Origin of the sequence: Collimonas humicola, assembly GCF_018304945.1 — a bacterium.
Classification (GTDB): Bacteria; Pseudomonadota; Gammaproteobacteria; order Burkholderiales; family Burkholderiaceae_D; genus Collimonas; species Collimonas humicola.
Genome location: NZ_JAGQEE010000002.1, coordinates 534889 through 560567 on the forward strand (window position 1 = coordinate 534889; position 25679 = coordinate 560567).

Below are 25679 nucleotides of genomic sequence, written 5' to 3' on the forward strand. Positions count from 1 at the left end.
AACTAACCAACGGCGACTTGTATGGTTCATGGTCAGACAACAGGTGAACCATAAGGACGGTCGACATGAAAGGAAAGCAATTGACTTTTCAACGGCTCAATATTTTTTTTATGATTGACGTTGCTTTTCATCATATCCCCCCAACTTTGAAATGTTTTATCCATATCCCCAAACTGCATAGGCCCAAGGTCCCCAGTACACTGCACAAACAAATCAGAGCGCAACCGATAAGCGACATCCATAGCTTGGCTGAGTATATTGAGTTCGCTGTCGATTGCCATGCTTCGTAGGTTGAGGTTGGCTGAACCCAGCGTGAACGCTGCGTCGTCCACAACTGCAACCTTGGCGTGGATATAGATTTCCTCGTAGTCGGTTTCTTTTGCCGGCGTCTCGGCGCATGTCCACAGCGAACCCATAACAACATTGATGCCCATATCCTGCATCTCTTTGACACTGACCGGCATTTTTCCTTTGCCTTCCTTGGCTTTCGTTACAGCCTCCGTATGTTCTACAGTCATAGTCTCACTGGTGCCAAGCTTGCTGACCACACTATAGGTCGGCAAATCCATGCCGTCCCGTTCAGGCGTCGAGGTCAGCAGGAATACGTAGATTTGCTCTTGATAGCCGGTCGTACGCAAGCGCTGGACACATTCCTTGAGATGGTCGGCCCAGGAATCATACTGAATATACTGATTCTGGATGAAAATGTAGTGGTGTATCTGCCGTGTCAGATTTGCGTAGCATTCCTTGATCGCCTTTTCGCCGTGTATAGGCTGGGTCCGAAGCAGTTGCACGCTATGGTCTTCACCGGGCAGGCTGAAGGCATTCGAGAGAATTTTTTTACGGCGTTCGATAAATTTTGAATCGAGCTCGCTGTGCACTAAATCACTTACGTCGCTTAGCACACCGCGAAACATGTTGGGCGTTCTGCTCAATCTTGATGAAAACCCTTGCACCAGCCAGTAGCAGTCCATGAAATGTGAGCTAGGGCGTTCTGATTCTTTCCAGGCTTCACAGAAATTGTGATTGACGTCGCACAGTATCGGTCCCTGCAGACGGCTGGATACATCTTGATAGGGTTTGGTAACGTAGCTGTTCCTATCCAAATAGGCTTGTACCGCACGCGCCTTTGCATCCAGATCGTTCTGTGAAGGCTGATAGCCGGGCACATAAAGCCCCCCGGCCGGATCCAGGCTGGGGCCTTGATCCCAGGCACGCGCAGGATCGGCCTTGTAAAAAGTCTCGCGGCGAGGATCGCGGAATACGTGCTTGTCGCTATCCCAGAAATCGGTGATGGAGTTATGTCCCATCACATAGCCAACTGCCTTGGCTGGAACTTCATAGTCGATCAGCACCATTTTCTGATGATGCGCCGCGTACAGCTCGGCCAGAGCACCCTTTACTCCTATCGGGACTGACGGCTCGCCTGATAGCGACTGGTTGAGCAGGCTGCTTGGAACAGAGCGTACGTGGAAAATGATATTGGGAATATCTCCACGGCAGACTCTTTCGAACCAGTTGGCATTGTAGTTTTGGTGACTCTCGCTGTAATAACCGCCTTCCGCAGAACCTACGCTCGGATGTCGTAATCCATAGTAGCCAGGGATATTCTTCATGAGCTTCATGGACATCACGTCGTCGTGCCATACCAGCAGCCTGACGATGACCGGATTATCTTTGCGGGTTGCGATTTCCTCCAGTAACTCTCCGTAACGTTGCCCGACCTCTCCCGCTGCACCGCGCACCAGTACCATGCCTGGATCGAAGCCCCAGGTAATGATATCGACGGTTTGCTTGGCTTTTTTAATATCTCTCGAAATATGGCTGAACACTCTCTCGCCACAAATCAATGGTTCGATCTTACAACCATGCCGAGGATAATAGGTCGGATGCGGAGTCTGTACCCACCAAGGGATAGCCATGCACTGGTAAGGACTGGAGTTGGCATCGTAGTACGACCCAAGGCCATACAGCGGCGCGTTGTCATTCATATTGGACATGGCTATATTTTGCTTCTATAAGAAGAATTAAAGTTATTGGTCGACACTGCTTTTCCCATTGCAGATAGCCCTAACCCAAGGAGCCGCTGACATATTGGATGAAATTGAGGATCACGCTATCGTTCTACTGTTCTTTACGTGTGGCGGGATTTGCCTGCAATCTGTCCTGCTCCAGCTGCTGATGATCGTCAGTCAGGGAGCCGCCCGGATTGCTGTAACCGTGATAACCCATGCCGGCGCTGGTCTTGTGCTGCTCGGATTGTGCGTTGGGATCGATGTTGTAGTGCTGGCCGTTCGGCAATTCAAGTTTGTACTTGGCCTGCGAATCCATATCGTGCTTGAACACTACGTTGCCCTGCTTATCCAGCGGTGCCTGGTCCACCAGCGCGCCATCCTTATAAAGCTTGACTGGCAAACCGGCGCTCGCGCGTCCGCTGGCGGCTGCGTGACTGCCGAGATGGAAAGCACCTTTCCCGGTGAGTTCGCCTTTAGGCGGCATCGCTATCTTCATGTTCAAGTTCTGCGGTCCAGGCATGCTGTGCGTAGCGGCATGCGCCACATATGCGCCGTTCGTGCCGTGCTCGATGCCGCCTGCATTGAGCTTGACGTAACTGCCGCCGCCGTTGATCACCAACTCCTCTTTGGCGGCGATCGTGATGCGGTTGGCGGTATGCGTAATATTCAATTTGGCCAGCAGGTTGATGCTGTCCGACAGTGCCTGCATGTCAATGTCGCCTGATCCTGCAGTCCATTTCATCCCGGCCTTTTGTACAAACAAGCGGAAGGTTTTTGCAATGCTGGCAAACAGGCTGTCGCCATTGGCAATCGACAGGGATTTGCCGGTAGTCAGTGCCGTATGCTGGGTGCTGGCAATATGGGTACTGCCGCTGGTCGTAGTCTCAATCCCGGCAGGACTGGCCAGCACAAGATGCGGTTGCGACAGCTCCGGGAAACTGCCCTCCTCGCTTGCACTACCTCCCTTGATCGCATCATTCTGCGCCTTCAAGGTTTGCGCGACATCACTCTGCTGCCCCTGCTTCTCCTGCGCCCCCGCCTGCTGCGCCGCATCGGCCAGCGACTCATGCTGGTCCCGTGCAGAGGTCAGGCGACTGACCGTCTCGCCCATATCCTTGATATGCGCAGCAGCGTTGTTCCTTGCCTCGGTGGTGATCAGCATCCCCTTGGCCGCACGCGCCACGCCGTGGCCATCCGTGCGCAATTCCCAGCCCTCGCCGCGCGCATCCTTGCGCCCCGCATTGTCTTCGATGCGGCTGATGCTGCCCAGGCTCAGCTGGCTGTGCTGGTGGTCGCTTTTGAGCTGTGCCTGGATCTTGCCGTTGGTGTCGTCCAGCACCAGGTGGTTGCTCCTGCCGCCGGGCTGGTTGCCGCCGTTGGGCGTGAGCTCTCGGCTCCTGAAACCCATCAAGGACTGCTGGGTCGCCAGCTTCCACGGCGGCATGTTGCGCTGGTTGTAGACGCTGCCGGTGACGATGGGGCGATCGGGATTGCCGTCTAGCCATTGCACCAGGCATTCCGAACCGACGCGCGGAATGGATTTCGCGCCCAGCTCGCCGCCGGCCCAGGAGCTAGCCACGCGCACCCAGGCCGAGCTGCGCTCATCGTTGTTGCCGATGCGGTCCCAGTGGAACTGGACGCGGATGCGGCCGTATTCGTCGGTGTGGATGCTGCCCTGGCCGGATGGGCCGACCACCGTCACCGTTTGCGGCGACAGGATCCTGGTGTTGACGCTATGGTAATTGCGGCCCGGACGCCAGGGGATGGTCTTGCGCAGGCAGGTCAATTCATTACGGTACTCGGCCTTCTCGTTTGCCTGCTGCAGGTAGTTGTTGCTGGCGATGTGGTGGACGGAAATGATCAGGAATTCATTCTTGCCGGCGTCTTCATGGCTGGCAAACGGGCTGGAAGCAAAATGGCCGCTCAGGCGGTACCAGCGCCCCGGCAGCACGTAGCGGTTGTTGCCCGCCGCTGTAAAGTGCTTGCCTGCCGCTTCGATCTCTTCCATGCGCAAGCGCGACAGCTTGTCCGCATCCTGGACGCCCTTGACGCCATAGGCGCCGGCATATTCGTAGGATTCGACATCGAGCACATTGCCCTGCTTGTTCAGGGTCGGCACGCCGGCATGGATCGGCACCGGGCTCTTGAAGTTGAAGCCAGACAGCGACACGGAACCGGGAACGATCTGGCGCACCGGGGAGAATTCGCCGATGCCGTCTTCCTCTATCGCGCCGCCATGGCGCTGGAAGCGGATTTCCTCTGCGCCGTCGATGGGCGCGGCCTGGGTGGAATCGTCGGTGATGATGAGCTTGTGGCCCTTGTCGGTATGTTCGTAGTAGTACAGCAGGCCGGCCGCTTCCAGCCGGCGATGGAGATAGTTATGGTCGCTTTCGTCGAACTGGATGGCGTCCGTCATGACCGGGTCTGCGCCGCTGACGCGGAAATCCCAGTCGGGCAAGGTGCCGTAGTCGGCGCAGATGCTGTCGATCTGCTCGCGCAGGGTCTTGCCGTGGAAGATGTAGTTGTCCTTGCGCAGGCGCAGGTAGTGGGTCCAGGGTCCTAGTTTGGCCTGGTAGAAGGCGATATTGCCGTCGGTGCGCGCGAGGCGGAATTCGAAGCAGTAGCCGGTGAAATAACGCAGGCTGCCATCGCCACGCACCAGCTCCACGCAGAACAGCTTACCTTGCAGATCCTTCAGGGCCAGCTCGGCGTCATCGGACAGCAATTCCACGGTGTAGTCAAAATCGCGCGACAGGCTTTCGACGGCGTTGAGCTTGTTCACCAGCAGCTGGGCGTGCGGGCCGTCGTCGTGGGGGAAGGACAGCCGAAGAATACGGTTGTTCTGCCGGCCTTGGATCAAGGCGGACAGGGATTGAAACAAGCTACTCATGCGGGGGCCCCCGGGAATTGAACTGCCAGCAGCAAAATATCATTTCAACAATATTTTTTGCTGATGTACTAGTTGGTAAAATCTCATTCAATCATACCCGCTGGCGGCTTTAATTGCCAAAAGGAAATGCCCATGGCAGGCGAATTTTGCAAGAATTAACACTGTTGTGGGCGTTTTGAGACGCGGCGGGCGGTTGTGAGGCTGGCCGGGCGGCGCCGTGGAATGGGCGCTTGAGCTTGTTGCAGCCGTCATTCCCGCGAATGCGGGAATCCATTTTCAATAGCTTATTAAGCAACGTGGATCCCCGCGTTCGCGGGGATGACGGAGCTGCGGTGCGGGCTGCCCGTGCCGTGTGATTCAAAACTTGAACGATATTGGGCCTCGTTCCAGCCTTATCTGCCGTTCAGCGCCTCAGCCGCAAACACCCCTGAAAACATCGCCGTCGCCACCCCGAATCCGGGATAAGTGGTCTGCCCTGCCAGGTACAAGCCGTCTATCGGCGTCTTGTGCGGAAACTGCTGGTCCGGCCGTGCCGCTGGCGACAGGCCATAGACGGCGCCGCCGAACAGGTGCATGCGCTCGGCGTAGTTTTTCGGGCTGGTGATGCGCCTGGTGACGATTTCGAGCGGCTGCTGCTGCGCCAATGCAGCGATGGCGGCGTCGGCGGCTGCTGTCTTGGCTTGTTCGGTCCAGGCCTCCAGCGGCAGGTTTTCATCGACCGCGGCGAACATCTCGACGATGCTGCCGCCGGGCGGCGCCAGTTCGGGCATGGGCAGGGTCGGCACGGTGTAGCTGAACCACTTGATGCCGCCCGCCTGCGGCGCCAGCATGCGCTTCTGTTCTTCCATCAGCGGGATGTGGTTGACGGAATGGGCGGCGGGCTGCAGGCGGTTGGCAAGGCCGAGCTGGATGCTGAGCGTGCGGTGCGATAGCGGCGCGCCTTGCACGCGCCGCCGCATGGCGCGCGGCACCTGGTCGCTGTCGGCCAGGTGGCTGAAGGTGTTCATGCCCCCGACCGTCGAGATCACGGCGTCGCAGGCGATCTGTTCGCCGCCGGCCAGGAGCAGGCCTTGCGCGCGCTTGTCCTTGATGGCGATCTTGGCGACTTTGGCGCCGGTATGTATCTGGCCGCCAAGCTGGCGCAGGGTGGCGGCGAGCAGCGCGCCGATGCTGCCCATGCCGCCTTCGGGCAGGTGCAGGCCGTCTTCCAGCATGGAGATCAGGCCGACGATCAGGGATACCGGCGTGCGTTCTATCGGCAGGCCGGCGTAGAGCGTCACCGCGGCCAGTGCGGCGCGTGCTTCCGGGTCGCTGAAGCTGCGTTTGAGTTCATCGGCCAGGCTGCCGCGCAGCTTGGGCAGATGGCGCCAGGCTTTGGCGATCACGCGCGGCAGCGACAGCGGCTGCGGCAGCAGCTGGTCGGTGAAAATATCCAGCAGCGGCAGCCATTTGTCCATGCAGCGTTCCAGCTCTGCCTGCAGCGTCGCCGTGCGGGCGGCGCTGTCTTTGCCGTCGATGCGGATGTGGCGGCGGTCGCCCAGGGTGATCAGGGCGCCGCTCGGCAACTGCGACGCCTGCGGTACGGCGATGCGGCGCAGCGGCAGTTGCGCGGCGCGGTCCAGGCCGAGGCGGGCGAAGGCATGGTCCAGCAGGCGCGGCACGGCGATGAACATGGCGCCGTTGTTGAAGGTGTAGCCGTCCATCTCGGTGGTGGAACAGCATCCGCCGAGGGCCTCGTTGGCCTCGAACAGACTGACGCGGGCGCCCTGGCGGGCCAGGTGGATGCCGGCCGCAAGGCCGGACACGCCACCGCCTATGATGGCGACATGTTTTGGATTCATCGTGTGCTTTTTTTAGATGGATGGGAGCTGTCTTTTCGACGGCCATGGTAGCGTAATTTTTCACGCCAGGCTTTTGCCTGCCGCGGCTGGATCCCTGCTCAGATTTGTCTATGAATCCTCTAGAGATTAGTTTTTACAAGCGCACATTTGTTGCATATGATGGGGCGGCAAGGGTTATTGGCACGTATGAGAACGACGTAGCCGGGAAACTGCACTTATCGTTGCGGCGCCTGGCCGAGACAGCGGAATCCTCGCTGACGTATATAAAAATAAACATCAGAGGCAGACTATGAACACCATCGTGAACGAAGCCGGCGCCGAGCTGGAGCTCGGCCAGATCAAGAGTGAAATCCTGCGCGTGTTTGAACGCCAGCGCGCTACTGCGCTGCGCCTGCGGCAATCCGGCAAGGCCGAACGCATCGCCAAGATCCGCAAATTGAAAGCGGCGGTGCTGGCCAACCGCGAGGCGATCATCGCTGCCGGTTTTGCCGATTTCGGCAAGCCTGCGGCCGAGGTCGAGCTGACGGAAATCCTGCCTGTGATCGCCGAAGCCAATGACGCCATCCGCAAGCTGGGCAGCTGGATGAAGCCGAAGAAGGTATGGCCGTCGCGGCTGTCGGTCGGTACCCAAGGCTATATGCAGTACGAACCCAAGGGCCGGGTGCTGATCGTGGCGCCCTGGAACTATCCGGTCAACCTCAGCCTGGGGCCGCTGGTGTCGGCGCTGGCGGCCGGCAATACGGCCATCGTCAAGCCTTCGGAAATGACGCCGCACGCTTCCGCCGTGATCGGCAAGATCCTGCGCGAAGTGTTCGTGGAAGACGAAGTGGCGCTGTTCGAGGGCCCGGCGCCGGTGGCGCAGGCGCTGCTGGAACTGCCCTTCGACCACATCTTCTTCACCGGTTCGCCGGCAGTCGGCAAGATCGTCATGGCGGCGGCGGCCAAACACCTGACCAGCGTCACGCTGGAACTGGGCGGCAAATCGCCGACCATCGTCGACGAGAGCGCCGACCTGGCGATGGCTGCCCAGAATATCCTCTGGGCCAAATTCACCAACAACGGCCAGACCTGCATCGCACCCGATCACGTGTATGTGCATGCCAGCGTCAAGGACGCCTTCCTGCAGCATTGCATCGCCGCCCTGGAACAGGCTTATGGCAAGGATGTGCAGCAAGCCGAGAGTCCGTTCCTGGCGCGCATCGTCAATGAGCGCCACGCCGAGCGCGTCAAGGCCCTGCTCGACGACGCCAAGGCGCGCGGCGCGCGGGTGGTGACCGGCGGCCAGGCCGATGCCGGCCAGCGCTACATCGCGCCGACCCTGATCGATGGCATTCCGGATGACGCCAAGATCATGAGCGAAGAAATCTTCGGACCGCTGCTGCCTATCATCAGCTTCACCGAGCTCAGTGCGGTGATCGCGCGCATCAATGCTGATCCCAAGCCGCTGGCGCTGTACGTCTGGAGCCGCAAGCAGGCAAACATCGACAAGGTGATGCAGCAGACTACTTCCGGCGGCGCCTGCATCAACCATTGCGTGGTGCAGTTCCTGCACGGGAACCTGCCCTTCGGCGGCGTCAATAATTCCGGCATCGGCAGCGGCCATGGCCACCACGGCTTCCTGGCGTTTTCTCACGAGCGCGCGGTGGTGCGCGGCCGCATCATGCTGGCCAAGATGTTTTACCCGCCCTACACCGCCACCACGCGCAAGCTGATTTCGCTGTTCATCAAGACCGTCTGATCCGCAACCTGGGCCGCTGCCTGCCTAGCGGCCCAGGGCTTCCACCGCCGGCCGGTCGGCCAGGTTGTCGATGAACCAGTTCGGATACACCGGCGCCAACGGCGTGGCGGCGTCCAGTTCGGCGACTTCTTCGGCGCTCAGCTTGATGCCGGCGGCGCCGAGGTTATCTTCCAGCTGCGGCAGTTTCGAAGCGCCGATCAAAACGCTGCTGACTGCATCCTTGGCCAGCAGCCAGGCCAGCGCAACCTGCGCCACGCTGGCGTTGTGGCGGCGGGCGATGCCGCGCATGCGCTCGACCACCGCGAAGCCGTGTTCCTTGTCGAACGGCAGCAGGTCGAAGCCGGAGAAGCGGTTGTCCGGGCTGGACAAGGTTTGCGGGGTGTATTTGCCGCTCAGGAAACCGGAAGACAGCGGACTCCACACCGTCATGCCGAGACCGTAGCGGCGCATCATCGGCGCCACGTCGCGCTCGACATCGCGGCCCAGCAGCGAATAGTGCATCTGGCCGTGGGTGAACGGCGCCAGGCCGTTGGCCTTCTGGATTTCCAGCGCCGCCGCCACCTTCCAGGCCGACCAGTTAGAGAAACCGATATAGCGCGCCTTGCCGGAACGCACCACGGCGTCCAGCGCCCACAGCGTTTCTTCCAGCGGCGTGTGCGGGTCTTCCCGGTGGGCGATGTAGATATCCACCCAGTCGGTATTCAGGCGCTTCAGGCTCTGGTCGATAGACCACAAGATATGCCGCCGCGACAGCCCCGATTGCATCAGCGCCGGCCCGGTGCGGAAGCCGACCTTGGTGGCGATCAGGACGTCGTTGCGGCGCGATTTCAGCGCCTGCCCGAGCAGGGTCTCCGATTCGCCGCCGGCATAGCCATCCGCGGTGTCGAACAGGTTGACGCCGGCGCTCAGGGCATGGCCGACCAGCTCGTCGGCCAGCTGCGCGCCGACCTTGTAGATGGCGCCTATGTCTTTATTGCCGGAAGTGAAAGTCATGGCGCCGAACGCCAGGCGGGAAATCAACAGGCCGGTCTGGCCGAGCATGGTGTATTGCATGGTGGGTCTCCTGACAGACGAATGAAGTGGGCTGCGACAAACGGCAAGAAGGACAGGTGAAAGTATCTCTTGGGAAACTTTCGAAGATTGTACGACATTCTCGCCCGCGGCACCGGCGGGCGCGCGGACGGGTTTTCGGGCTGTATCTTGCAGCCGCAGTCGGCAGCAAGCCAGCAGCAAGCCAGCAGTAAAGCGCGGGCCGAAGGGACATGGACGGGCCAAAGAAAAGAGCGTGCCGGCAGCCGCAAAGCCATCGACACGCTCTTCATTGCAAGGCGCCGGCTGCCGGCCGGACGCGCTACTGCATAGTGCTTACCACGAGAAGTTGCCGCCTGCGCCGTAGGTGACCTGGTTGCCGCTGACGCCGACCCCGATCTTGAAGGTCAGGTTGTCGTTGGCGCGCCCTTGCACCGCCGCTGCAATCGCGGCCTGGTTGGCGTAGTTGGCGACGCCCAGGCCGACCGAATAGTGCTTGTTGTCCGGCATTTGCGGAATCATCGTGATCGCGGTCGCTGCGGCAATCCCCTGGTTGGCTTTCTGGCTGACCTGGTTGATCGAATTGTTCAGGTTGCCGATCGAGTTGTTCAGCTGCGAGACGTTGACCGCATCGGTCGGATTGATGCCTGGCGCCACGTTCGTGATCCTGCGCTCGCTGCCGGCGGAACCGACCGACAGCGTGTTGGCCTGGTTGGCCACCGAATTGGCGCCCACCGCCACGGAATTATCCGCGGTGGCCTGGGCGTTGGTGCCGATCGCCGTCGAGTTGTTCGCGGTCGCCTGCGCGGTGGCGCCCACGGCTACCGCCTGGTTGCCGGTAGCGCGCGAACTCTGGCCGATGGCCACGGTAGGATCGCCGGTGGCCTGGGCATCGTTACCGATGGCGACCGAGCCGGCTTGCGAAGCCAGGGCGCGGAAGCCGACCGCGGTGGTGTTGGTGTCGGTCGCCTGCGCATTCGAACCCAGCGCGGTGGCGCCGTCCTTGGTCGCCTGGGTGCACAAGCCGTTGGCGGTGGCGTCGACGCCGTTGGCGGTGGTGCAGGTGGCCGCGTTCACGTTCTTGATGACCGTGCCGCTGGTGCCGCGGGTTTGCACCGTGCCGTCGCTATTGGCGCCGCCTATCGTTGTCGCGCCCACCGTGGCGCCGTTGGCCGCCGCTGCATTGGAAGCATCCACCAGCGGCTTCAGCGAGGTCGACAAGGAATTGGCGCCGTTGACGATATTGGTGATGCCGGTAGACAGCGAGGTGATCTGGCTCAGGCCGGTGGACAAGGACGAGATCCCGGTCGACAGCGAGGTGATGTTCGAAGTGTTGCTGGAAATGCCGGTCGACAGCGAATTGACGTTGCTGTTGGTGCTGCTCAGGCCGGTCGAAGTGGAAGTCGACAGCGAGTTGACACTGCTGTTGGCGGTGCTCAGGCCGGTTGACGTTGACGTCGACAGCGAACTTACGCTGCTGTTGGTGGTGCTCAAGCCGGTTGAAGTCGAGGTCGACAGCGAACTTACGTTGCTGTTGGTGGTGCTCAGGCCGGTCGAGGTTGAAGTCGACAAGGAGCTCACGCTGCTGTTGGTAGTGCTCAGCCCGGTCGAAGTCGAGGTCGACAGCGAATGCACGCTGCTGTTGGTGGTGCTCAGGCCGGTTGAAGTTGACGCCGACAGTGAATTCACGCTGCTGTTGACCGTGCTCAGGCCGGTCGAGGCCGAGGTCGACAGCGAAGCGATGCCGCTGGTGGTTGAACTCAGGCCGCTCGACAAGGAAGCGACGTTGCTGTTGGTGGTGCTGAGGCCGGTGGACAGCGAGCCGATATTGCTGGCGTTGGTGCTGATGCCCGTCGAGGTGGATGTCGAGAGCGACGACACGCTGCTGTTCGTCGTGCTCAGGCCGGTCGAAGTCGAGGTCGACAAGGAGCTTACGCTGCTGTTGGTAGTGCTCAAGCCGGTCGAGGTGGAGGTCGACAGGGAGTTCACGGTGCTATTGGTGGTGCTCAGTCCGGTGGACGTGGAAGTCGACAGGGAATCGACATTGCTGTTGGTGGTGCTGAGACCGGTGGACAGCGAGCCGATGTTGCTGGCGTTGGTGCTGATGCCGGTCGATGTCGATGTCGAAAGCGACGACACACTGCTGTTGGTGGTGCTCAGCCCGGTCGAGGTTGAAGTCGACAAGGAGCTCACGCTGCTGTTGGTCGTGCTCAAGCCAGTCGAGGTTGAGGTCGACAACGACGATACGCTGCTGTTCGTTGTACTCAGTCCGGTCGAGGTCGACGTCGAGAGTGACGACACACTGCTGTTCGTCGTGCTCAAGCCGGTCGAGGTTGACGTCGACAGCGAAGATACGGTGCTGTTGGTTGTACTCAAGCCGGTTGAGGTCGACGTCGACAGCGACGATACGGTGCTGTTGGTCGTGCTCAAGCCGGTTGAGGTTGATGTCGACAGCGATGATACGGTGCTGTTGGTCGTGCTCAGTCCGGTTGAGGTGGAAGTCGACAAGGAATCCACATTGCTGTTGGTGGTGCTGAGACCGGTGGACAGCGAGCCGATATTGCTGGCGTTGGTGCTGATGCCTGTAGAAGTCGACGTCGACAAGGAGCTCAAGCCGCTTGAGGTTGCAGTCGACAGCGACGTCAATTGGCCGTAGTTGACAGCATCCGTCGCGGCCGTGCCGGCAGCCAGATTGGTAATTTTTTGCCCGCTGTTGTCGATGCCGTTGGTAATCGTTGATCCGGTAACGACCAGGCCGCCGGTAGTAATGCCGGTCGAGAGCGAGCTGATGGTCGAGCTCAGGCCGGTAGAAAGCGAACTCACGCCGCTTTGCGCCGTGCTGATGCCGGTAGAGGCCGACGTCGACAGCGAAGACACACTGCTGTTGGTGGTACTCAGACCGCTGGACAGTGAAGTGACGTTGCTGTTTGTTGTGCTCAGACCAGTAGAAGTTGAGGTCGATAAGGACGACACGCTGCTGTTGGTCGTGCTCAGACCGGTAGACAGCGAACCGATGTTGCTGGTGTTGGTGCTGATCCCTGTGGAAGTCGATGTAGACAAGGACGACACGCTGCTATTGGTGGTGCTTAGGCCGGTAGACAGCGTACTGATGTTGCTGGCGTTGGTGCTGATGCCTGTGGAAGTCGAGGTCGACAGTGAAGACACACTGCTGTTCGTCGTGCTCAAGCCGGTCGAAGTCGACGTCGACAGCGAAGATACGTTGCTGTTGGTTGTGCTCAAGCCGGTTGAGGTTGATGTCGATAGCGACGATACGGTGCTGTTGGTCGTGCTCAGCCCGGTTGAGGTGGAAGTCGACAAGGAATCCACATTGCTGTTGGTGGTGCTGAGACCGGTGGACAGCGAGCCGATATTGCTGGCGTTGGTGCTGATGCCCGTCGAGGTGGACGTAGAGAGCGACGACACGCTGCTGTTCGTCGTGCTCAGGCCGGTCGAAGTCGAGGTCGACAAGGAGCTCACGCTGCTGTTGGCGGTGCTCAAGCCGGTCGAGGTGGAGGTCGACAGGGAGTTCACGGTGCTATTGGTTGTGCTCAGCCCGGTGGACGTGGACGTCGACAAGGAATCGACATTGCTGTTGGTCGTACTCAGGCCGGTAGACAGCGAACCAATGTTGCTGGTGTTAGTGCTGATCCCAGTGGAAGTCGAGGTCGACAGTGAAGACACATTGCTGTTGGTGGTACTGAGTCCGCTGGACAGCGAAGTAACGTTGCTGTTTGTTGTGCTCAGACCTGTCGAGGTCGAGATCGACAGCGAGGAGACGCTGCTGTTGGTTGTACTCAGGCCGGTGGACAGCGAACCGATATTGCTGGTGTTGGTGCTGATGCCTGTTGAAGTCGAAGTCGACAAGGAACTCACACTGCTGTTGGTGGTGCTCAGACCGCTGGATAGTGAAGTGACGTTGCTGTTTGTTGTGCTCAGACCAGTAGACAGCGAACCGATATTGCTGGTGTTGGTGCTGATCCCTGTGGAAGTCGAGGTCGACAGCGAGGAGACGCTGCTGTTGGTTGTACTCAGGCCGGTGGACAGCGTACTGATGTTGCTGGCGTTGGTGCTGATGCCTGTTGAGGTCGAAGTCGACAAGGAGCTCACACTGCTATTTGTTGTGCTCAAGCCGGTAGACAACGAACCAATGCTACTGGTGTTAGTGCTGATCCCTGTGGAAGTTGAGGTCGACAGTGAAGACACATTGCTGTTGGTCGTACTGAGTCCGCTGGACAGTGAAGTGACGTTGCTGTTTGTTGTGCTCAATCCCGTCGAAGTCGAGGTCGATAGTGACGACACGTTGCTATTCGTTGTGCTCAGACCTGTGGATGTCGACGTCGACAGCGAAGAGACACTGCTGTTGGTCGTACTGAGTCCGCTGGACAGTGAAGTGACGTTACTGTTTGTTGTACTCAGACCTGTGGAGGTCGACGTCGACAGCGAGGAGACATTGCTATTGGTCGTACTGAGGCCGCTGGACAGCGAAGTGACGTTGCTGTTGGTTGTGCTCAGACCTGTGGAGGTCGACGTCGACAGCGAGGAGACACTGCTGTTGGTCGTACTGAGTCCGGTGGACAGTGAAGTGACGTTACTGTTTGTTGTGCTCAGTCCTGTCGAGGTCGACGTCGACAGCGATGAGACGCTGCTGTTGGTGGTGCTCAGGCCGGTAGACAGCGAACCGATGTTGCTGGTGTTGGTGCTGATCCCTGTGGAAGTCGAGGTAGACAAGGACGACACGCTGCTATTGGTGGTGCTCAGGCCGGTGGACAGCGAACCGATATTGCTGGCGTTGGTGCTGATGCCTGTAGAAGTCGACGTCGACAAGGAGCTCAAGCCGCTTGAGGTTGCAGTCGACAGCGACGTCAATTGGCCGTAGTTGACGGCGTCCGTTGCGGCCGTGCCGGCAGCCAGATTGGTAATTTTTTGCCCGCTGTTATCGATGCCGTTGGTAATAGTTGATCCGGTAACGACCAAGCCGCCGGTAGTGATGCCGGTCGAGAGCGAGCTGATGGTCGAGCTCAGGCCGGTAGAAAGCGAACTCACGCCGCTTTGCGCCGTGCTGATGCCGGTCGAGGCCGACGTCGACAGCGAAGACACACTGCTGTTGGTCGTACTCAGGCCGGTAGACAGCGAACCGATGTTGCTGGTGTTGGTGCTGATACCTGTGGAAGTCGAAGTCGACAAGGAACTCACACTACTATTCGTTGTGCTCAAGCCGGTCGAGGTGGACGTCGACAACGAGGACACACTGCTGTTGGTGGTGCTCAGGCCGGTGGACAGCGAACCGATATTGCTGATGTTAGTGCTGATGCCCGTTGAGGTCGAAGTCGACAAAGAGCTCACACTGCTATTCGTTGTGCTCAGACCGGTCGAGGTGGACGTCGACAACGAGGACACACTGCTGTTGGTGGTGCTCAGGCCGGTGGACAGCGAATCGATATTGCTGGTGTTGGTGCTGATGCCCGTTGAGGTCGAAGTCGACAGAGAGCTCACACTGCTATTCGTTGTGCTCAAGCCGGTCGAGGTGGACGTCGACAACGAGGACACACTGCTGTTGGTGGTGCTCAGACCGGTAGACAGCGAACCGATGTTGCTGGTGTTGGTGCTGATGCCTGTTGAGGTCGAGGTCGACAAGGAGCTCACACTGCTATTTGTTGTGCTCAAGCCGGTAGACAGCGAACCAATGTTACTGGTGTTAGTGCTGATCCCAGTGGAAGTCGAGGTCGACAGTGACGACACGCTGCTGTTCGTTGTGCTCAGACCGGTCGAGGTGGACGTCGACAACGAGGATACACTGCTGTTGGTGGTGCTCAGGCCGGTAGACAGCGAACTGATGTTGCTGGTATTGGTGCTGATACCTGTGGAAGTCGAAGTCGACAGCGACGACACACTGCTGTTGGTGGTACTAAGTCCGCTGGACAGTGAAGTGACGTTGCTGTTAGTTGTGCTCAGGCCAGTCGATGCGGAAGTCGACAACGAAGACACATTGCTGTTCGTCGTACTCAAACCAGTCGAGGCTGATGTCGACAGTGACGACACGCTGCTGTTCGTTGTGCTCAGACCTGTGGAGGTCGACGTCGACAGCGAGGAGACGTTGCTGTTGGTTGTACTCAGGCCGGTGGACAGCGAACCGATATTGCTGGTGTTGGTGCTGATGCCCGTTGAGGTCGAAGTCGACAAAGAGCTCACACTGCTATTCGTTGTGCTCAAGCCGGTCGAGGTGGACGTCGACAACGAGGACACACTGCTGTTGGTGGTGCTCAGACCGGTAGACAGCGAACCGATGTTGCTGGTGTTGGTGCTGATGCCTGTTGAGGTCGAGGTCGACAAGGAGCTCACACTGCTATTTGTTGTGCTCAAGCCGGTAGACAGCGAACCAATGTTACTGGTGTTAGTGCTGATCCCAGTGGAAGTCGAGGTCGACAGTGACGACACGCTGCTGTTCGTTGTGCTCAGACCAGTGGAGGTCGACGTCGACAGCGAAGAGACACTGCTGTTGGTGGTGCTCAGGCCGGTAGACAGCGAGCCAACGTTGCTGGTGTTAGTGCTGATTCCAGTGGAAGTCGAGGTCGACAGTGAAGACACATTGCTGTTCGTCGTACTCAGACCGGTCGAAGTTGATGTCGATAGCGAGGACACACTGCTGTTTGTGGTACTGAGACCGCTGGACAACGATGTGATGTTGCTGTTGGCGCTGCTCAGACCAGTAGAGGTCGAAGTCGACAATGACGACACATTACTGTTTGTCGTGCTGAGGCCGCTGGATAATGAAGTGACGTTACTGTTCGTGCTGCTCAAGCCAGTCGAGGTCGACGTCGACAGCGAGGAGACACTGCTGTTGGTCGTGCTTAGGCCGGTAGACAGCGAACCGATGTTGCTGGTGTTGGTGCTGATCCCAGTAGAAGTCGAGGTCGACAGTGAAGACACATTGCTGTTCGTCGTACTCAGACCGGTCGAAGTGGATGTCGATAGCGAGGACACGCTGCTGTTTGTGGTACTGAGTCCGCTGGACAGTGAGGTGACATTGCTATTTGTTGTGCTTAGACCCGTCGAGGTCGAGGTCGACAACGACGACACGTTGCTATTTGCCGTGCTCAGTCCACTGGACAACGATGTGATGTTGCTGTTGGCGCTGCTCAGGCCAGTCGATGTCGAAGTCGACAATGACGACACATTGCTGTTTGTCGTGCTGAGGCCGCTGGACAACGACGTGACGTTACTGTTCGTGCTGCTCAAGCCGGTCGAGGTCGAAGTCGACAGCGACGACACATTGCTGTTGGTGGTGCTCAGTCCGCTGGACAGCGAAGTAACGTTGCTGTTAGTCGAACTCAGGCCAGTCGAGGTCGATGTCGACAGTGACGACACGCTGCTATTCGTTGTACTCAGGCCAGTGGATGCAGAAGTCGACAGCGAAGATACATTACTGTTAGTCGTGCTGAGTCCGCTGGACAGCGAAGTGACGTTGCTATTTGTTGTACTCAGGCCAGTAGACAGCGAACCGATGTTGCTGGTGTTGCTGCTGATGCCCGTGGAAGTCGAAGTCGACAAAGAACTCACGCTGCTGTTTGTTGTGCTCAAGCCGGTCGAGGTCGACGTCGACAGTGATGAAACACTGCTGTTAGTTGTGCTCAGGCCAGTCGATGCGGAAGTCGACAACGAAGATACATTGCTGTTAGTGGTGCTGAGACCACTAGACAGCGAAGTGACGTTGCTGTTGGTCGTGCTCAGGCCGGTGGAAAGCGAACCGATGTTGCTGGTGTTAGTGCTGATGCCTGTGGAAGTCGAGGTCGACAGCGAAGACACGCTGCTGTTCGTCGTACTTAGACCGGTCGAGGTTGATGTCGACAGTGAAGACACATTGCTGTTGGTAGTACTGAGTCCGCTGGACAGCGAAGTAACGTTGTTGGTGACTGTGCTCAACCCGGTCGAGGTTGACGTCGACAGTGACGACACATTGCTGTTAGTCGTGCTGAGACCGCTGGACAGTGAAGTGACGTTGCTGGTGACTGTACTCAGGCCGGTTGACGTGGAGGTCGACAGTGATGTCACATTGCTGTTGGCGGTGCTCAACCCGGTCGAAGCTGAAGTCGATAACGAAGAAACATTGCTGTTGGTCGTACTCAAACCAGTCGATAAAGAATTGATGCTGCTGGTGTGGCTGGATAAACCGGTTGAAGTCGAAGTCGACAAGGACGAAACGCTGCTGTTAGTCGTGCTCAACCCGGTCGAGGCTGAAGTCGATAGCGAAGAAACATTGCTGTTGGTCGTGCTGACACCGCTAGACAGCGAAGTGACGTTGCTGGTGACCGTGCTCAAACCGGTCGAGGTTGAAGTCGATAGCGACGTCACATTGCTGTTGGTAGTACTGAGGCCGCTGGATAGCGAAGTAACGTTGCTGGTGACCGTGCTCAGCCCGGTCGAGGTTGAAGTCGACAACGATGTCACATTGCTGTTGGTAGTACTGAGTCCGCTGGACAGCGAAGTAACGTTGCTGGTGACTGTGCTCAACCCGGTCGAGGTTGAAGTCGATAGCGACGTCACATTGCTGTTGGTAGTACTGAGGCCGCTGGACAGCGAAGTGACGTTGCTGGTGACCGTGCTCAACCCGGTCGAGGTTGAAGTCGATAACGACGTCACATTGCTGTTGGTCGTGCTGAGACCGCTGGACAGTGAAGTGACATTGCTGGTGACCGTGCTCAAACCTGTCGAAGTGGAAGTCGACAATGAATTCAACTGGCCGACATTGACGCCATCAGTGCTGGCCGTGCCCGCCAGTACATTGGTCAGCTTTTGAGTATTCAGGCTCAGGCCATTGATGACAGACCCTGTGCCATTGACGTTGATCTGTCCGCCAACCGACACGCTTGTAGGGTCGGTAGCAGTGGCGGACGCACCCGGAGTGTAGAACAGCACGCGGTTGGTTTGCGTCGCCGCGTTGCTGATACTGCAGTTCGCATTGGTGACCTGGACTGTTCCCCCATCCGCAACCTGGCTGCAGGAGGTGTCGTTATTATCATTGACGTAGATGCCGCCGCCGGCGTAGGCGGCGCCGGGCAGCAGCCCGCCCGCCGCAAGCAGCGACGCCGTTGCTATCGCCGCTGCTTTCGCGCTGCTGCGCTTGCCGCGTGCCTTGGTGTTTTCAGAGACGGCGATCCAGGTGCCGAGGGCCTCGTTGTAGACCGTGCGATAAATTTTATTCATGGTTGGCTCTAATAAAAATTGAGTAGGGCTTGAGGCATCAAATCAAACGGATCGCGCTGAAAACAACAAACACACGGTACTAAACGAGGCAGCGCGGTAAAACTTCTCTTGCGTGAAAACGGTAAGGCAGGATTGGTGAAATGAGCGCTCTCTGAATGAGGCGCTGGTGACAGCATCGGCATTTGGCGGTATGGCCTGCCGTATGCGATGTATTCAATTTCCCCTGAAAATCCGGCATCTCCAAGGACCCTGGTGCGGGGCAATAAAGTGACGCGTTTAGCCCAATGTGCAGCCGATAAATCAGGTAACGCCTAGAAGGTGCTGAATTTTTCAGCAGACTCTATTGGGTTTTGTACACTGAAACAATAATTGACTGATAACTTTTTGGAATTGTGACAATAATTAACATTTGATGACACCGGGGGCCTTTATAGCGATGACGTGGGGAAACTTTTGTTGTTCCGTGTCCACACGGATGCCTTCGGGAAAGCTGTTTGCTTGCGGCAAAACCTTGTGTTTGTAAAAATCGCATTGCAGATAGATGCCTTGCGAAATCAAGGACTTGCGCTCAGCCACTTAGCATTTCGAGGAGCGCAGGAGCCGGCCGGCGGCGCAAGGGCATCGACCGGCGTAGTCGAAGAAAGCGGCGGATCGGGGAGATAAGCAAGAAAGCGGTCAACCAAATTCCGCCAGCCGCGTTTTTAAGCTTATGCCGCAGCAAACGCGGATGTTAACCTCAACCATTTAAAGGATTGAAAAATGAAAAAGCTGCTAGGTGTTGCCGCACTCCTCATCGCATTTGCCCCATTCGCCCAAGCTCAAGACTCCAGCGGTGTCCTGGCTAGCCATCCGGACGCACGCAATGACCGCACTGCTGTCGAAGCTGCCGCTGCTCCAGCCAAGCACGTGAAGGCCAAGGCTCACCACAAGGCTGCTAAAGCCAAGGCGAAAGCCGCTGAAGCCAAGGACGCTGCTACAGAAGCCGCTCCTAAGTAAATCGCAGTACCTTATGCCGTGCCTGGCACGCGCATAAACCACAGAAGGCCATGAACGCGGATACACCGCATTCATGGCCTTCTGGCATTTGGCGCGACGAATTGGTTTTTTCCGCAGAGCGGCCTGCGCTACAGCCGGAATTTCTCTTCCCCTACCCTGCATTGCTACCTTGGTTTCGCGATCGAGGTTCTTCCGCTTCCGCCTCAACAAAAATGAACCGGCCGGGAGCGTTCTGTTTTTGCGAAGCGGTATTCTGAAAATCTTTTTGTGCCGGAATCGATGCCGTGCTCTGCAATACTTCGCAAATGTCCGAAGTTGTAACGGCATGTAATAGCCGTCAACATCCCGCCGGCACCACTCGTTAATTGCTCAGGACCTCGGGAATTACCTGAGTTAATCAAGATAACTTTAAGGTGCACAAATGAACAAATTAATCGCTACTCTGATCGCTGGCCTGTTCGCTACTTCCGTTTTCGCGCAAGCCGCCGCACCTGCTGCTCCAGCTGCACCTGCTGCCGCCGCAACGACCACCCAGGCTGTAAAGGCTGATGTGAAGGCCGATGTCAAGGCGGATGCCAAGACCGAAACCAAGGCAGCTCCAGCAGCAGCCAAAGTCAAGACTGCAAAAGCTGAAAAAACCAAGGTTGCCCGTAAAGCGGCCAAGGTAAAAGCCAAGGCGCCTGCAGCGAAGGCAGAAGCAAAGACAGAGGCAAAGGCAGACACCAAGGTAGAAGCCAAGGCAGTTGCCCCTGTCGCTCCCGCCGCTAAATAAAGTACGGCATGTCGTGCGCTCCACGACTATGATGAGCATGGCGGCATGATTGCGGTAACGCAGTCGTGCCGCCATGGTGCGTTCCGGCGTGGGGCGAAGCTGTTTTGCGCAATTGATTGCGCAGTTAAAAATTCCGTTGTTCGATATTTTTCAAGGAGTTGGTCATGGGTATTCTGGAAGAAGTCATTGGCGCTGTGGTGGCCGTTGAAGGTGTCAAGAAATTGGATCCGAACGCATCCATCCTGACGGAAGGCATTGCAGCCGTCGCCGGCTACAAAGGTGTGGAAGCGGTTACCGAACACCTGGAAAACAAGGAAGCAGAAAACAAAGAGGGCGATGTCCCTGATCAGCCTGCCTGAGCGGCTGATTGGCCGCTGAACGAATTGCGGCAAATCTAAAAGGATGGAATTTTCCCGCCCGGGAAAATTCCATTTTTCGCATTCATCTCCCGTATTGCGCTTTCCCATTTCTCTTCCCTTAGCCAGCCTGTCGCTCCACGGCGCGCCTGCCTGGACTCAGGCGGCGAGATCGATCGCCCGGCAGTTGCCAAGATCGGCCTGGATGCCAAGCTGGTTGCACATTTCCTGCGGATGGAAGTCGGAGCTGTCTCTCCGACGGGCTGGGGTAGCGACGCACTGCGTCTGGTGAGAGTGCGGCGAGAGGATTTCAGATACCGGAGATGAGTGTAAAATCTCAAGTTAACTTGAGGTCAAGCAAAAAATAACGCAGACGATCCGAGTTGAGGTAAGGTAGCGCAGCGCGACCTGTCCATCCTCGTTCCCTACCCGATCATGCAAGCCACCGAGTCCTTTGACGTCTCTTACGAAAATGCCATCCTGAAGGGCGATTTCCAGCCCGCCGCTTCATCGCAGCACATCCTGCTGCTGCACGGCGCCGGCGTCAGTTCGCGGGCGACCGCTAGCCGTTCCGGCCTGCGGCCGGCGTTGCAGCAGCGCGGGATCGCCACCACCTCCTTCGACTGCATCGGCCATGGCGACACCGGCGGCGCCCTCTCTACGTCTTCGCTGCACAGCCGCACGCGCCAGGCCGAGGCTGTGATCGCCGCCAGGAAACTGGTCGACCCGCCGGCCGGCCCGCTGGTGATATGCGGCGCCAGCATGGGCGCCTACAACGCCATCCGGCTGACGCAGACGCAGCAGGTCGCCGGGTTGATTCTGATCGTGCCTGGGGTCTATACACCCGCCGCCTACGACTTGCCGTTCGGACCGCTGTTTTCAGAGGTTATCCGCCGCCATCGCAGCTGGGCCGGCAGCGACGCCTGGGAAATCCTCCGGCAATTCAAGGGCGACCTGCTGGTGATCGCCGCCGAGCGCGATGCCGTCATCCCTTTGGAGATACCGGAGCGGCTGGTGCTGTCCGCGCGCCAGGCGCGTTCGCGCCGGCTGCGGGTGGTGGCGGACACCGACCATCATCATTTGTTTCCCTTGCTGGCGGCAGAACGCCCGGCGGAATTCGAAGAGCTGATGACGCTGTTGGCTGATTGCGGCCGGCAGCACTGAGGTCTATCCGCGGATGCCCGCTCCGCGAGAGCGGCGGATAAGCAGGATTTGTCATGATCTAAGAAAATATCAATAAATAGTATGATTCAGGCAAGCAGGCGCACCGGCCGGTCCGGAACGTTTCGCCCGCCAGCCTGTCAGTCAGGGTACCCATTCAATTCTTGAGACCACGATGCGCCTATTCTTTTTCGTTACCGCCAGCTTCCTCCTTGTTGCCTGCGGCCACGTGTCGCCGAACAGCGACGGCGGCAGCAATGGCAACATCAGCGGCAGCAGCGTCACGCCCTACGGCGTGATCGATACCGGCGTTACCCGCACCATCAACCGCTAATCATCAAACGCCAATACGCGAACGGAGTTTTCAAAGTGAAGCAACACATCAACGCAAGCCTGGTCGAAGCACAGCAATCACTGAATGCCTTGCTCGCCAATCCGACGGCGCTGGACGCGATTGAACAGGCGGGCCAGCTCTTGATCGATGTGTTCCGGCGCAAGGGCCGGGTGTACTCATGCGGCAACGGCGGCTCGATGTGCGACGCCATGCATTTTGCCGAGGAACTGACCGGCCGTTACCGGCTCGACCGCGCCGCCCTGGGCGCCACCGCCATCAGCGATGCAGGCCACCTGACTTGCGTCGGCAACGATCATGGCTACGAACAAGTATTCTCGCGCTACATCGAAGGCCACGGCCGCGCCGGCGACTGCCTGCTGGCGCTCAGCACCAGCGGCACCAGCAAGAACATCATCCGCGCAGCACAGGCGGCGCAGGCGCAGGGCATGAGCGTGATCATCCTGTCCGGCAAACGGAGCGCAACCTTGGAGGCGCTCAGCAGTGTCTACATCTGTACTCCAGGCGGCAAGTTTGCGGACCGCGTGCAGGAGCTGCACATCAAGGTGCTGCACATCCTGATCGAACTGGTCGAGCGTCATTTCTTCCCGGAGAATTACGCAGACGGCCAATAGTTCCTGGCCGCTGATCGTTGCTATAGCCCGCTTTCTACTTCCCGCGAATCCAGCCTATCGACAGCACATAGCGGCTGCCGCCTTCCACCCGGGTCACGCTGTGCTCGCATTGATCGGGACGGAACAGCTTGATGCGTGAAGTCGACAGGATGGGTGCACTGCAGACAAACTCGCCGCCGCGCGGGGAGCGTTTGAGCACCAGGTTCAGGCGGTAATGCCTGCCGTGTGCGACCGCGTCGGTATGCGGCGGAATCTCCGCGCCGGCCGGATAGCGGATCAGGTAGCTGTCGAAAGGCAGCGGCCAGCGCGCCGTCAGCAACAGCATCTTGTCGTAGCCGGTGCCCTGCCTCCCCCGTTGCCATTTGAATGCGATTGCAAGATAGTCGCGCAAGTTGTTCAGCATGTTTCCCCGTATCCTGTGTGGCCGCTCGGCCCTTGCCTGGCATTCTATGTCAAGGCAGCGTTTCCGCTTTGCCGGCGCTCGGCAAGGCCGCCGCACTCAGCACGGCGTCGCGCTTGTCCAGCAAATGCTGGCGCAGCACCGCTGCCAGGCGCTTGCCGTCGCGCGCTTCCAGCGCTTTCACCATTTCGTCATGGTCGTGCGCCGCGCTGTCCCATTTGTGCGGCTGGAAGTTGGACTTGAAGCGCAAGGCTTGCAGGCGCCGGTTGAGGGTCAGGTAAGTCTGGCGCAGCACCGAGTTGCGGGCAGCGTCATTGATCTTGTCGTGGATCGCCTGGTTGCGGCTGTAGTAGCCGGGCAAATCGTTTTGCGCCTTGCAGGCCAGCATCGCATAGTGCAAGGCCTTGATCTCGGCCAGTTCGACCGGCGTGATGCGGTCGCAGGCCAGTTCGCCCGACATGGCTTCCAGCCCGCTCATCAGTTCAAAGGTTTCCCAGATTTCCGTTTCCGACATCTTCGACACCGAAGCGCCGCGGTTCGGCGAGATCTCTATCAGGCCTTCGGCTGCCAGCACTTTCAGGGCTTCGCGCAGCGGCGTCCGTGAAATGCCCAGGGTTTCGCACAACTCCCGTTCATTCAGCTTGGTGCCCGGCGTCAGCACCGCTTCGACGATCAGGTTGCGCAAGTGATCCACCACCGTGTCATGCAAACGCTGACGTTCCAGTTTCGGCACCAGCGGCGCGGTTTTCGTCTCTTCGCCAGTTATCGCATTTTGCATTCAAAATCCTTTTTTACGCATTTTTCTCTATTTTAACATCAAACATGGCGCCTAAGAATCCGTCTGTCTATACGTCTTAATCTGAATGTAAATATGCAAAAACGGCCAATATTTTAGCAAATAACGCCATTTTTCATGGGTTTTGATCGCTTTGAAGCCATTCGATGGAGTCGGGTAATCGCAAAAAGTACTTTACGGCCGGAATGTCGACTGCTAAAGTATTTTGAATGCAAAATACAATTCGTTCAAAAAGGAGACCTAAATGTTGACACTAGACTTCCATCCGGCCGGCCGTCATTTCCTGCAGATCCCGGGTCCCAGCCCGGTGCCGGACCGGATTTTGCGGGCCATGAGCTATCCCACCATCGACCACCGCGGCCCGGAATTCGGTGCGCTCGGCCTGCGGGTGCTGGCCGGTATCAAGCAGATTTTCAAGACCGAGCAGCCGGTGGTGATCTACCCGGCCTCCGGCACCGGCGCCTGGGAAGCGGCGCTGACCAATACCTTGAGCGCGGGCGATACGGTGCTGATGTACGAAACCGGCCATTTCGCCACGCTCTGGAAAAAGATGGCGGAAGCGCTGGGCCTGAAGCCGGAGTTCCTAGGCTTGCCGGGCATCGAAGGCTGGCGCCACGGCGTCCAGGCGGATCGCATCGAAGCGCGCCTGCGCCTGGACCGCGAGCACCAGATCAAGGCGGTGTGCGTGGTACATAACGAAACGTCGACCGGCGTCACCTCCGATATCGCAGCTGTACGCCGGGCGATCGACGCCGCCGGCCATCCGGCCTTGCTGATCGTCGATACCATTTCCGGCCTGGCGTCGGCCGATTACCGCCATGACGAATGGGGCGTCGACGTCACCGTCTCCGGTTCGCAGAAAGGCTTGATGCTGCCGCCCGGCATCAGCTTCAACGCGGTGTCGAAGAAGGCCGTCGAAGCCAGCAAGCGCGCGACGCTGCCGCGCGCGTTCTGGGGCTGGACCGAAATCATTGAAATGAACGCCGGCGGCTACTGGCCTTATACCCCCAACACCAATCTGCTGTATGGCTTGTCGGAAGCACTGGAGATGATCCTGGGCGAAGGCCTGGACAATGTATTCGCGCGCCACCAGCGTCTGGCGGGCGCCTGCCGCGATGCGGTGCGCGCCTGGGGCCTGGAAATCCAGTGCGCCGATCCAGCCCTTTACTCGCCGGTGCTGACCGGCGTCATGACGCCGCCCGGCTTCGACGCCGATGCGATCCGCAAGACCATCTATGAAAACTTCAACATGTCGCTCGGCACCGGCCTGGGAAAAATGAAGGGCGGCATGTTCCGCATCGGCCACCTGGGCGAAGCCAACGACCTGACCCTGATGGCGACGCTGGCCGGCTGCGAGATGGGACTGAAGCTGGCGGGCGTGCCGCTGGCCGGCAGCGGCGTGGCGGCGGCGATGGACAACCTGGCCGCGCAAAAGAGCAAACCGGCATTGAAAGCAGCATAGCAAGCGAAACAGCGGAAACCGCTCCGGCACCGTCCCTCAGAGGATGGGCGGAGCAA

15 protein-coding genes and 2 pseudogenes are annotated in these 25679 nt (G+C 58.6%); 8 read left to right on the forward strand and 9 right to left on the reverse strand.

The window, feature by feature from the left end:
* Positions 1–32: 32 nt before the first annotated feature.
* The 3 genes from KHU30_RS11145 to KHU30_RS11155 all read right to left on the reverse strand — a co-directional run bounded on the left by KHU30_RS11145 (position 33) and on the right by KHU30_RS11155 (position 6746).
* Entirely contained in the window at positions 33–2000 is a 1968-nt protein-coding gene (locus tag KHU30_RS11145; protein WP_230427320.1) for a phospholipase D-like domain-containing protein, read from the reverse strand.
* 124 nt (positions 2001–2124) lie between these two features.
* A complete protein-coding gene (locus KHU30_RS11150) occupies positions 2125–4905 on the reverse strand; it encodes a type VI secretion system Vgr family protein (protein WP_211442701.1) in 2781 nt (926 codons plus the stop codon).
* A gap of 392 nt (positions 4906–5297) precedes the next feature.
* Positions 5298–6746 carry a phytoene desaturase family protein gene (locus KHU30_RS11155; RefSeq protein ID WP_211442702.1) on the reverse strand — a complete coding sequence of 483 codons (1449 nt, stop codon included), beginning with the start codon at positions 6744–6746 and terminating at the stop codon, positions 5298–5300.
* A 289-nt stretch (positions 6747–7035) separates the two neighbouring features.
* Here KHU30_RS11155 and KHU30_RS11160 point away from each other — a divergent pair, with 289 nt between their 5' ends.
* A complete protein-coding gene (locus KHU30_RS11160; protein WP_211442703.1) occupies positions 7036–8484 on the forward strand; it encodes an aldehyde dehydrogenase family protein in 1449 nt (482 codons plus the stop codon).
* Between the two features lie 24 nt (positions 8485–8508).
* On the opposite strand, the gene KHU30_RS11165 is transcribed toward KHU30_RS11160, so the two are convergent.
* The 4 genes and pseudogenes from KHU30_RS11165 to KHU30_RS25385 form a co-directional block, all read right to left on the reverse strand.
* Positions 8509–9537, reverse strand: coding sequence for an aldo/keto reductase (locus tag KHU30_RS11165; protein ID WP_211442704.1), 1029 nt, complete (start codon positions 9535–9537; stop codon positions 8509–8511).
* 312 nt (positions 9538–9849) lie between these two features.
* Positions 9850–10806, reverse strand: coding sequence for a YadA family autotransporter adhesin (locus tag KHU30_RS25165; RefSeq protein WP_230427343.1), 957 nt, complete (start codon positions 10804–10806; stop codon positions 9850–9852).
* A gap of 675 nt (positions 10807–11481) precedes the next feature.
* Positions 11482–18426, reverse strand: a pseudogene (locus KHU30_RS25730) (ESPR-type extended signal peptide-containing protein); the annotation flags it as partial.
* A 156-nt stretch (positions 18427–18582) separates the two neighbouring features.
* A pseudogene (locus tag KHU30_RS25385) lies at positions 18583–18714 on the reverse strand (ESPR domain-containing protein); the annotation flags it as partial.
* A gap of 759 nt (positions 18715–19473) precedes the next feature.
* Between KHU30_RS25385 and KHU30_RS11175 the strand changes: the two are divergent.
* From KHU30_RS11175 to KHU30_RS11200, 6 genes are all read left to right on the forward strand, one after another.
* On the forward strand, positions 19474–19710 hold the full coding sequence (locus KHU30_RS11175) for a hypothetical protein (RefSeq protein ID WP_211442705.1): 237 nt from the start codon (positions 19474–19476) through the stop codon (positions 19708–19710).
* Between the two features lie 421 nt (positions 19711–20131).
* Positions 20132–20482: a hypothetical protein gene (locus KHU30_RS11180; protein WP_211442706.1), complete on the forward strand. Its 351-nt coding sequence runs from the start codon at positions 20132–20134 to the stop codon at positions 20480–20482.
* Between the two features lie 164 nt (positions 20483–20646).
* Positions 20647–20841: a hypothetical protein gene (locus tag KHU30_RS11185; RefSeq protein ID WP_061935368.1), complete on the forward strand. Its 195-nt coding sequence runs from the start codon at positions 20647–20649 to the stop codon at positions 20839–20841.
* A gap of 432 nt (positions 20842–21273) precedes the next feature.
* On the forward strand, positions 21274–22002 hold the full coding sequence (locus KHU30_RS11190; protein ID WP_211442707.1) for an alpha/beta fold hydrolase: 729 nt from the start codon (positions 21274–21276) through the stop codon (positions 22000–22002).
* 172 nt (positions 22003–22174) lie between these two features.
* Positions 22175–22333, forward strand: coding sequence for a hypothetical protein (locus tag KHU30_RS11195; protein ID WP_211442708.1), 159 nt, complete (start codon positions 22175–22177; stop codon positions 22331–22333).
* Positions 22334–22368: 35 nt separating this feature from the next.
* A complete protein-coding gene (locus KHU30_RS11200) occupies positions 22369–22965 on the forward strand; it encodes an SIS domain-containing protein (RefSeq protein WP_211442709.1) in 597 nt (198 codons plus the stop codon).
* Positions 22966–22999: 34 nt separating this feature from the next.
* Here the strand turns inward: KHU30_RS11200 and KHU30_RS11205 are convergent, their stop codons facing one another.
* Positions 23000–23368 (reverse strand): 2OG-Fe(II) oxygenase family protein, encoded by a 369-nt coding sequence (locus KHU30_RS11205; RefSeq protein ID WP_407928058.1) that lies wholly within the window; start codon positions 23366–23368, stop codon positions 23000–23002.
* A gap of 49 nt (positions 23369–23417) precedes the next feature.
* Positions 23418–24143, reverse strand: a complete 726-nt coding sequence (locus KHU30_RS11210) for a GntR family transcriptional regulator (protein WP_211442710.1) — start codon at positions 24141–24143, stop codon at positions 23418–23420.
* Between the two features lie 262 nt (positions 24144–24405).
* Here KHU30_RS11210 and KHU30_RS11215 point away from each other — a divergent pair, with 262 nt between their 5' ends.
* Complete coding sequence (locus KHU30_RS11215; protein WP_211442711.1) at positions 24406–25623, forward strand: pyridoxal-phosphate-dependent aminotransferase family protein; 1218 nt, start codon at positions 24406–24408, stop codon at positions 25621–25623.
* Positions 25624–25679 lie beyond the last annotated feature (56 nt).

Bases quoted from the DNA above. Each gene is read 5' to 3' on its own strand.
- KHU30_RS11195 (WP_211442708.1), top strand. From the start codon at position 22,175: ATGCGCCTATTCTTTTTCGTTACCGCCAGCTTCCTCCTTGTTGCCTGC.
- KHU30_RS11210 (WP_211442710.1), bottom strand. From the start codon at position 24,143: ATGCAAAATGCGATAACTGGCGAAGAGACGAAAACCGCGCCGCTGGTG.
- KHU30_RS11175 (WP_211442705.1), top strand. From the start codon at position 19,474: ATGAAAAAGCTGCTAGGTGTTGCCGCACTCCTCATCGCATTTGCCCCA.
- KHU30_RS11215 (WP_211442711.1), top strand. From the start codon at position 24,406: ATGTTGACACTAGACTTCCATCCGGCCGGCCGTCATTTCCTGCAGATC.
- KHU30_RS11205 (WP_407928058.1), bottom strand. From the start codon at position 23,368: ATGCTGAACAACTTGCGCGACTATCTTGCAATCGCATTCAAATGGCAA.
- KHU30_RS11155 (WP_211442702.1), bottom strand. From the start codon at position 6,746: ATGAATCCAAAACATGTCGCCATCATAGGCGGTGGCGTGTCCGGCCTT.
- KHU30_RS11150 (WP_211442701.1), bottom strand. From the start codon at position 4,905: ATGAGTAGCTTGTTTCAATCCCTGTCCGCCTTGATCCAAGGCCGGCAG.
- KHU30_RS11180 (WP_211442706.1), top strand. From the start codon at position 20,132: ATGAACAAATTAATCGCTACTCTGATCGCTGGCCTGTTCGCTACTTCC.
- KHU30_RS11145 (WP_230427320.1), bottom strand. From the start codon at position 2,000: ATGTCCAATATGAATGACAACGCGCCGCTGTATGGCCTTGGGTCGTAC.
- KHU30_RS11185 (WP_061935368.1), top strand. From the start codon at position 20,647: ATGGGTATTCTGGAAGAAGTCATTGGCGCTGTGGTGGCCGTTGAAGGT.
- KHU30_RS11160 (WP_211442703.1), top strand. From the start codon at position 7,036: ATGAACACCATCGTGAACGAAGCCGGCGCCGAGCTGGAGCTCGGCCAG.
- KHU30_RS11165 (WP_211442704.1), bottom strand. From the start codon at position 9,537: ATGCAATACACCATGCTCGGCCAGACCGGCCTGTTGATTTCCCGCCTG.
- KHU30_RS11190 (WP_211442707.1), top strand. From the start codon at position 21,274: ATGCAAGCCACCGAGTCCTTTGACGTCTCTTACGAAAATGCCATCCTG.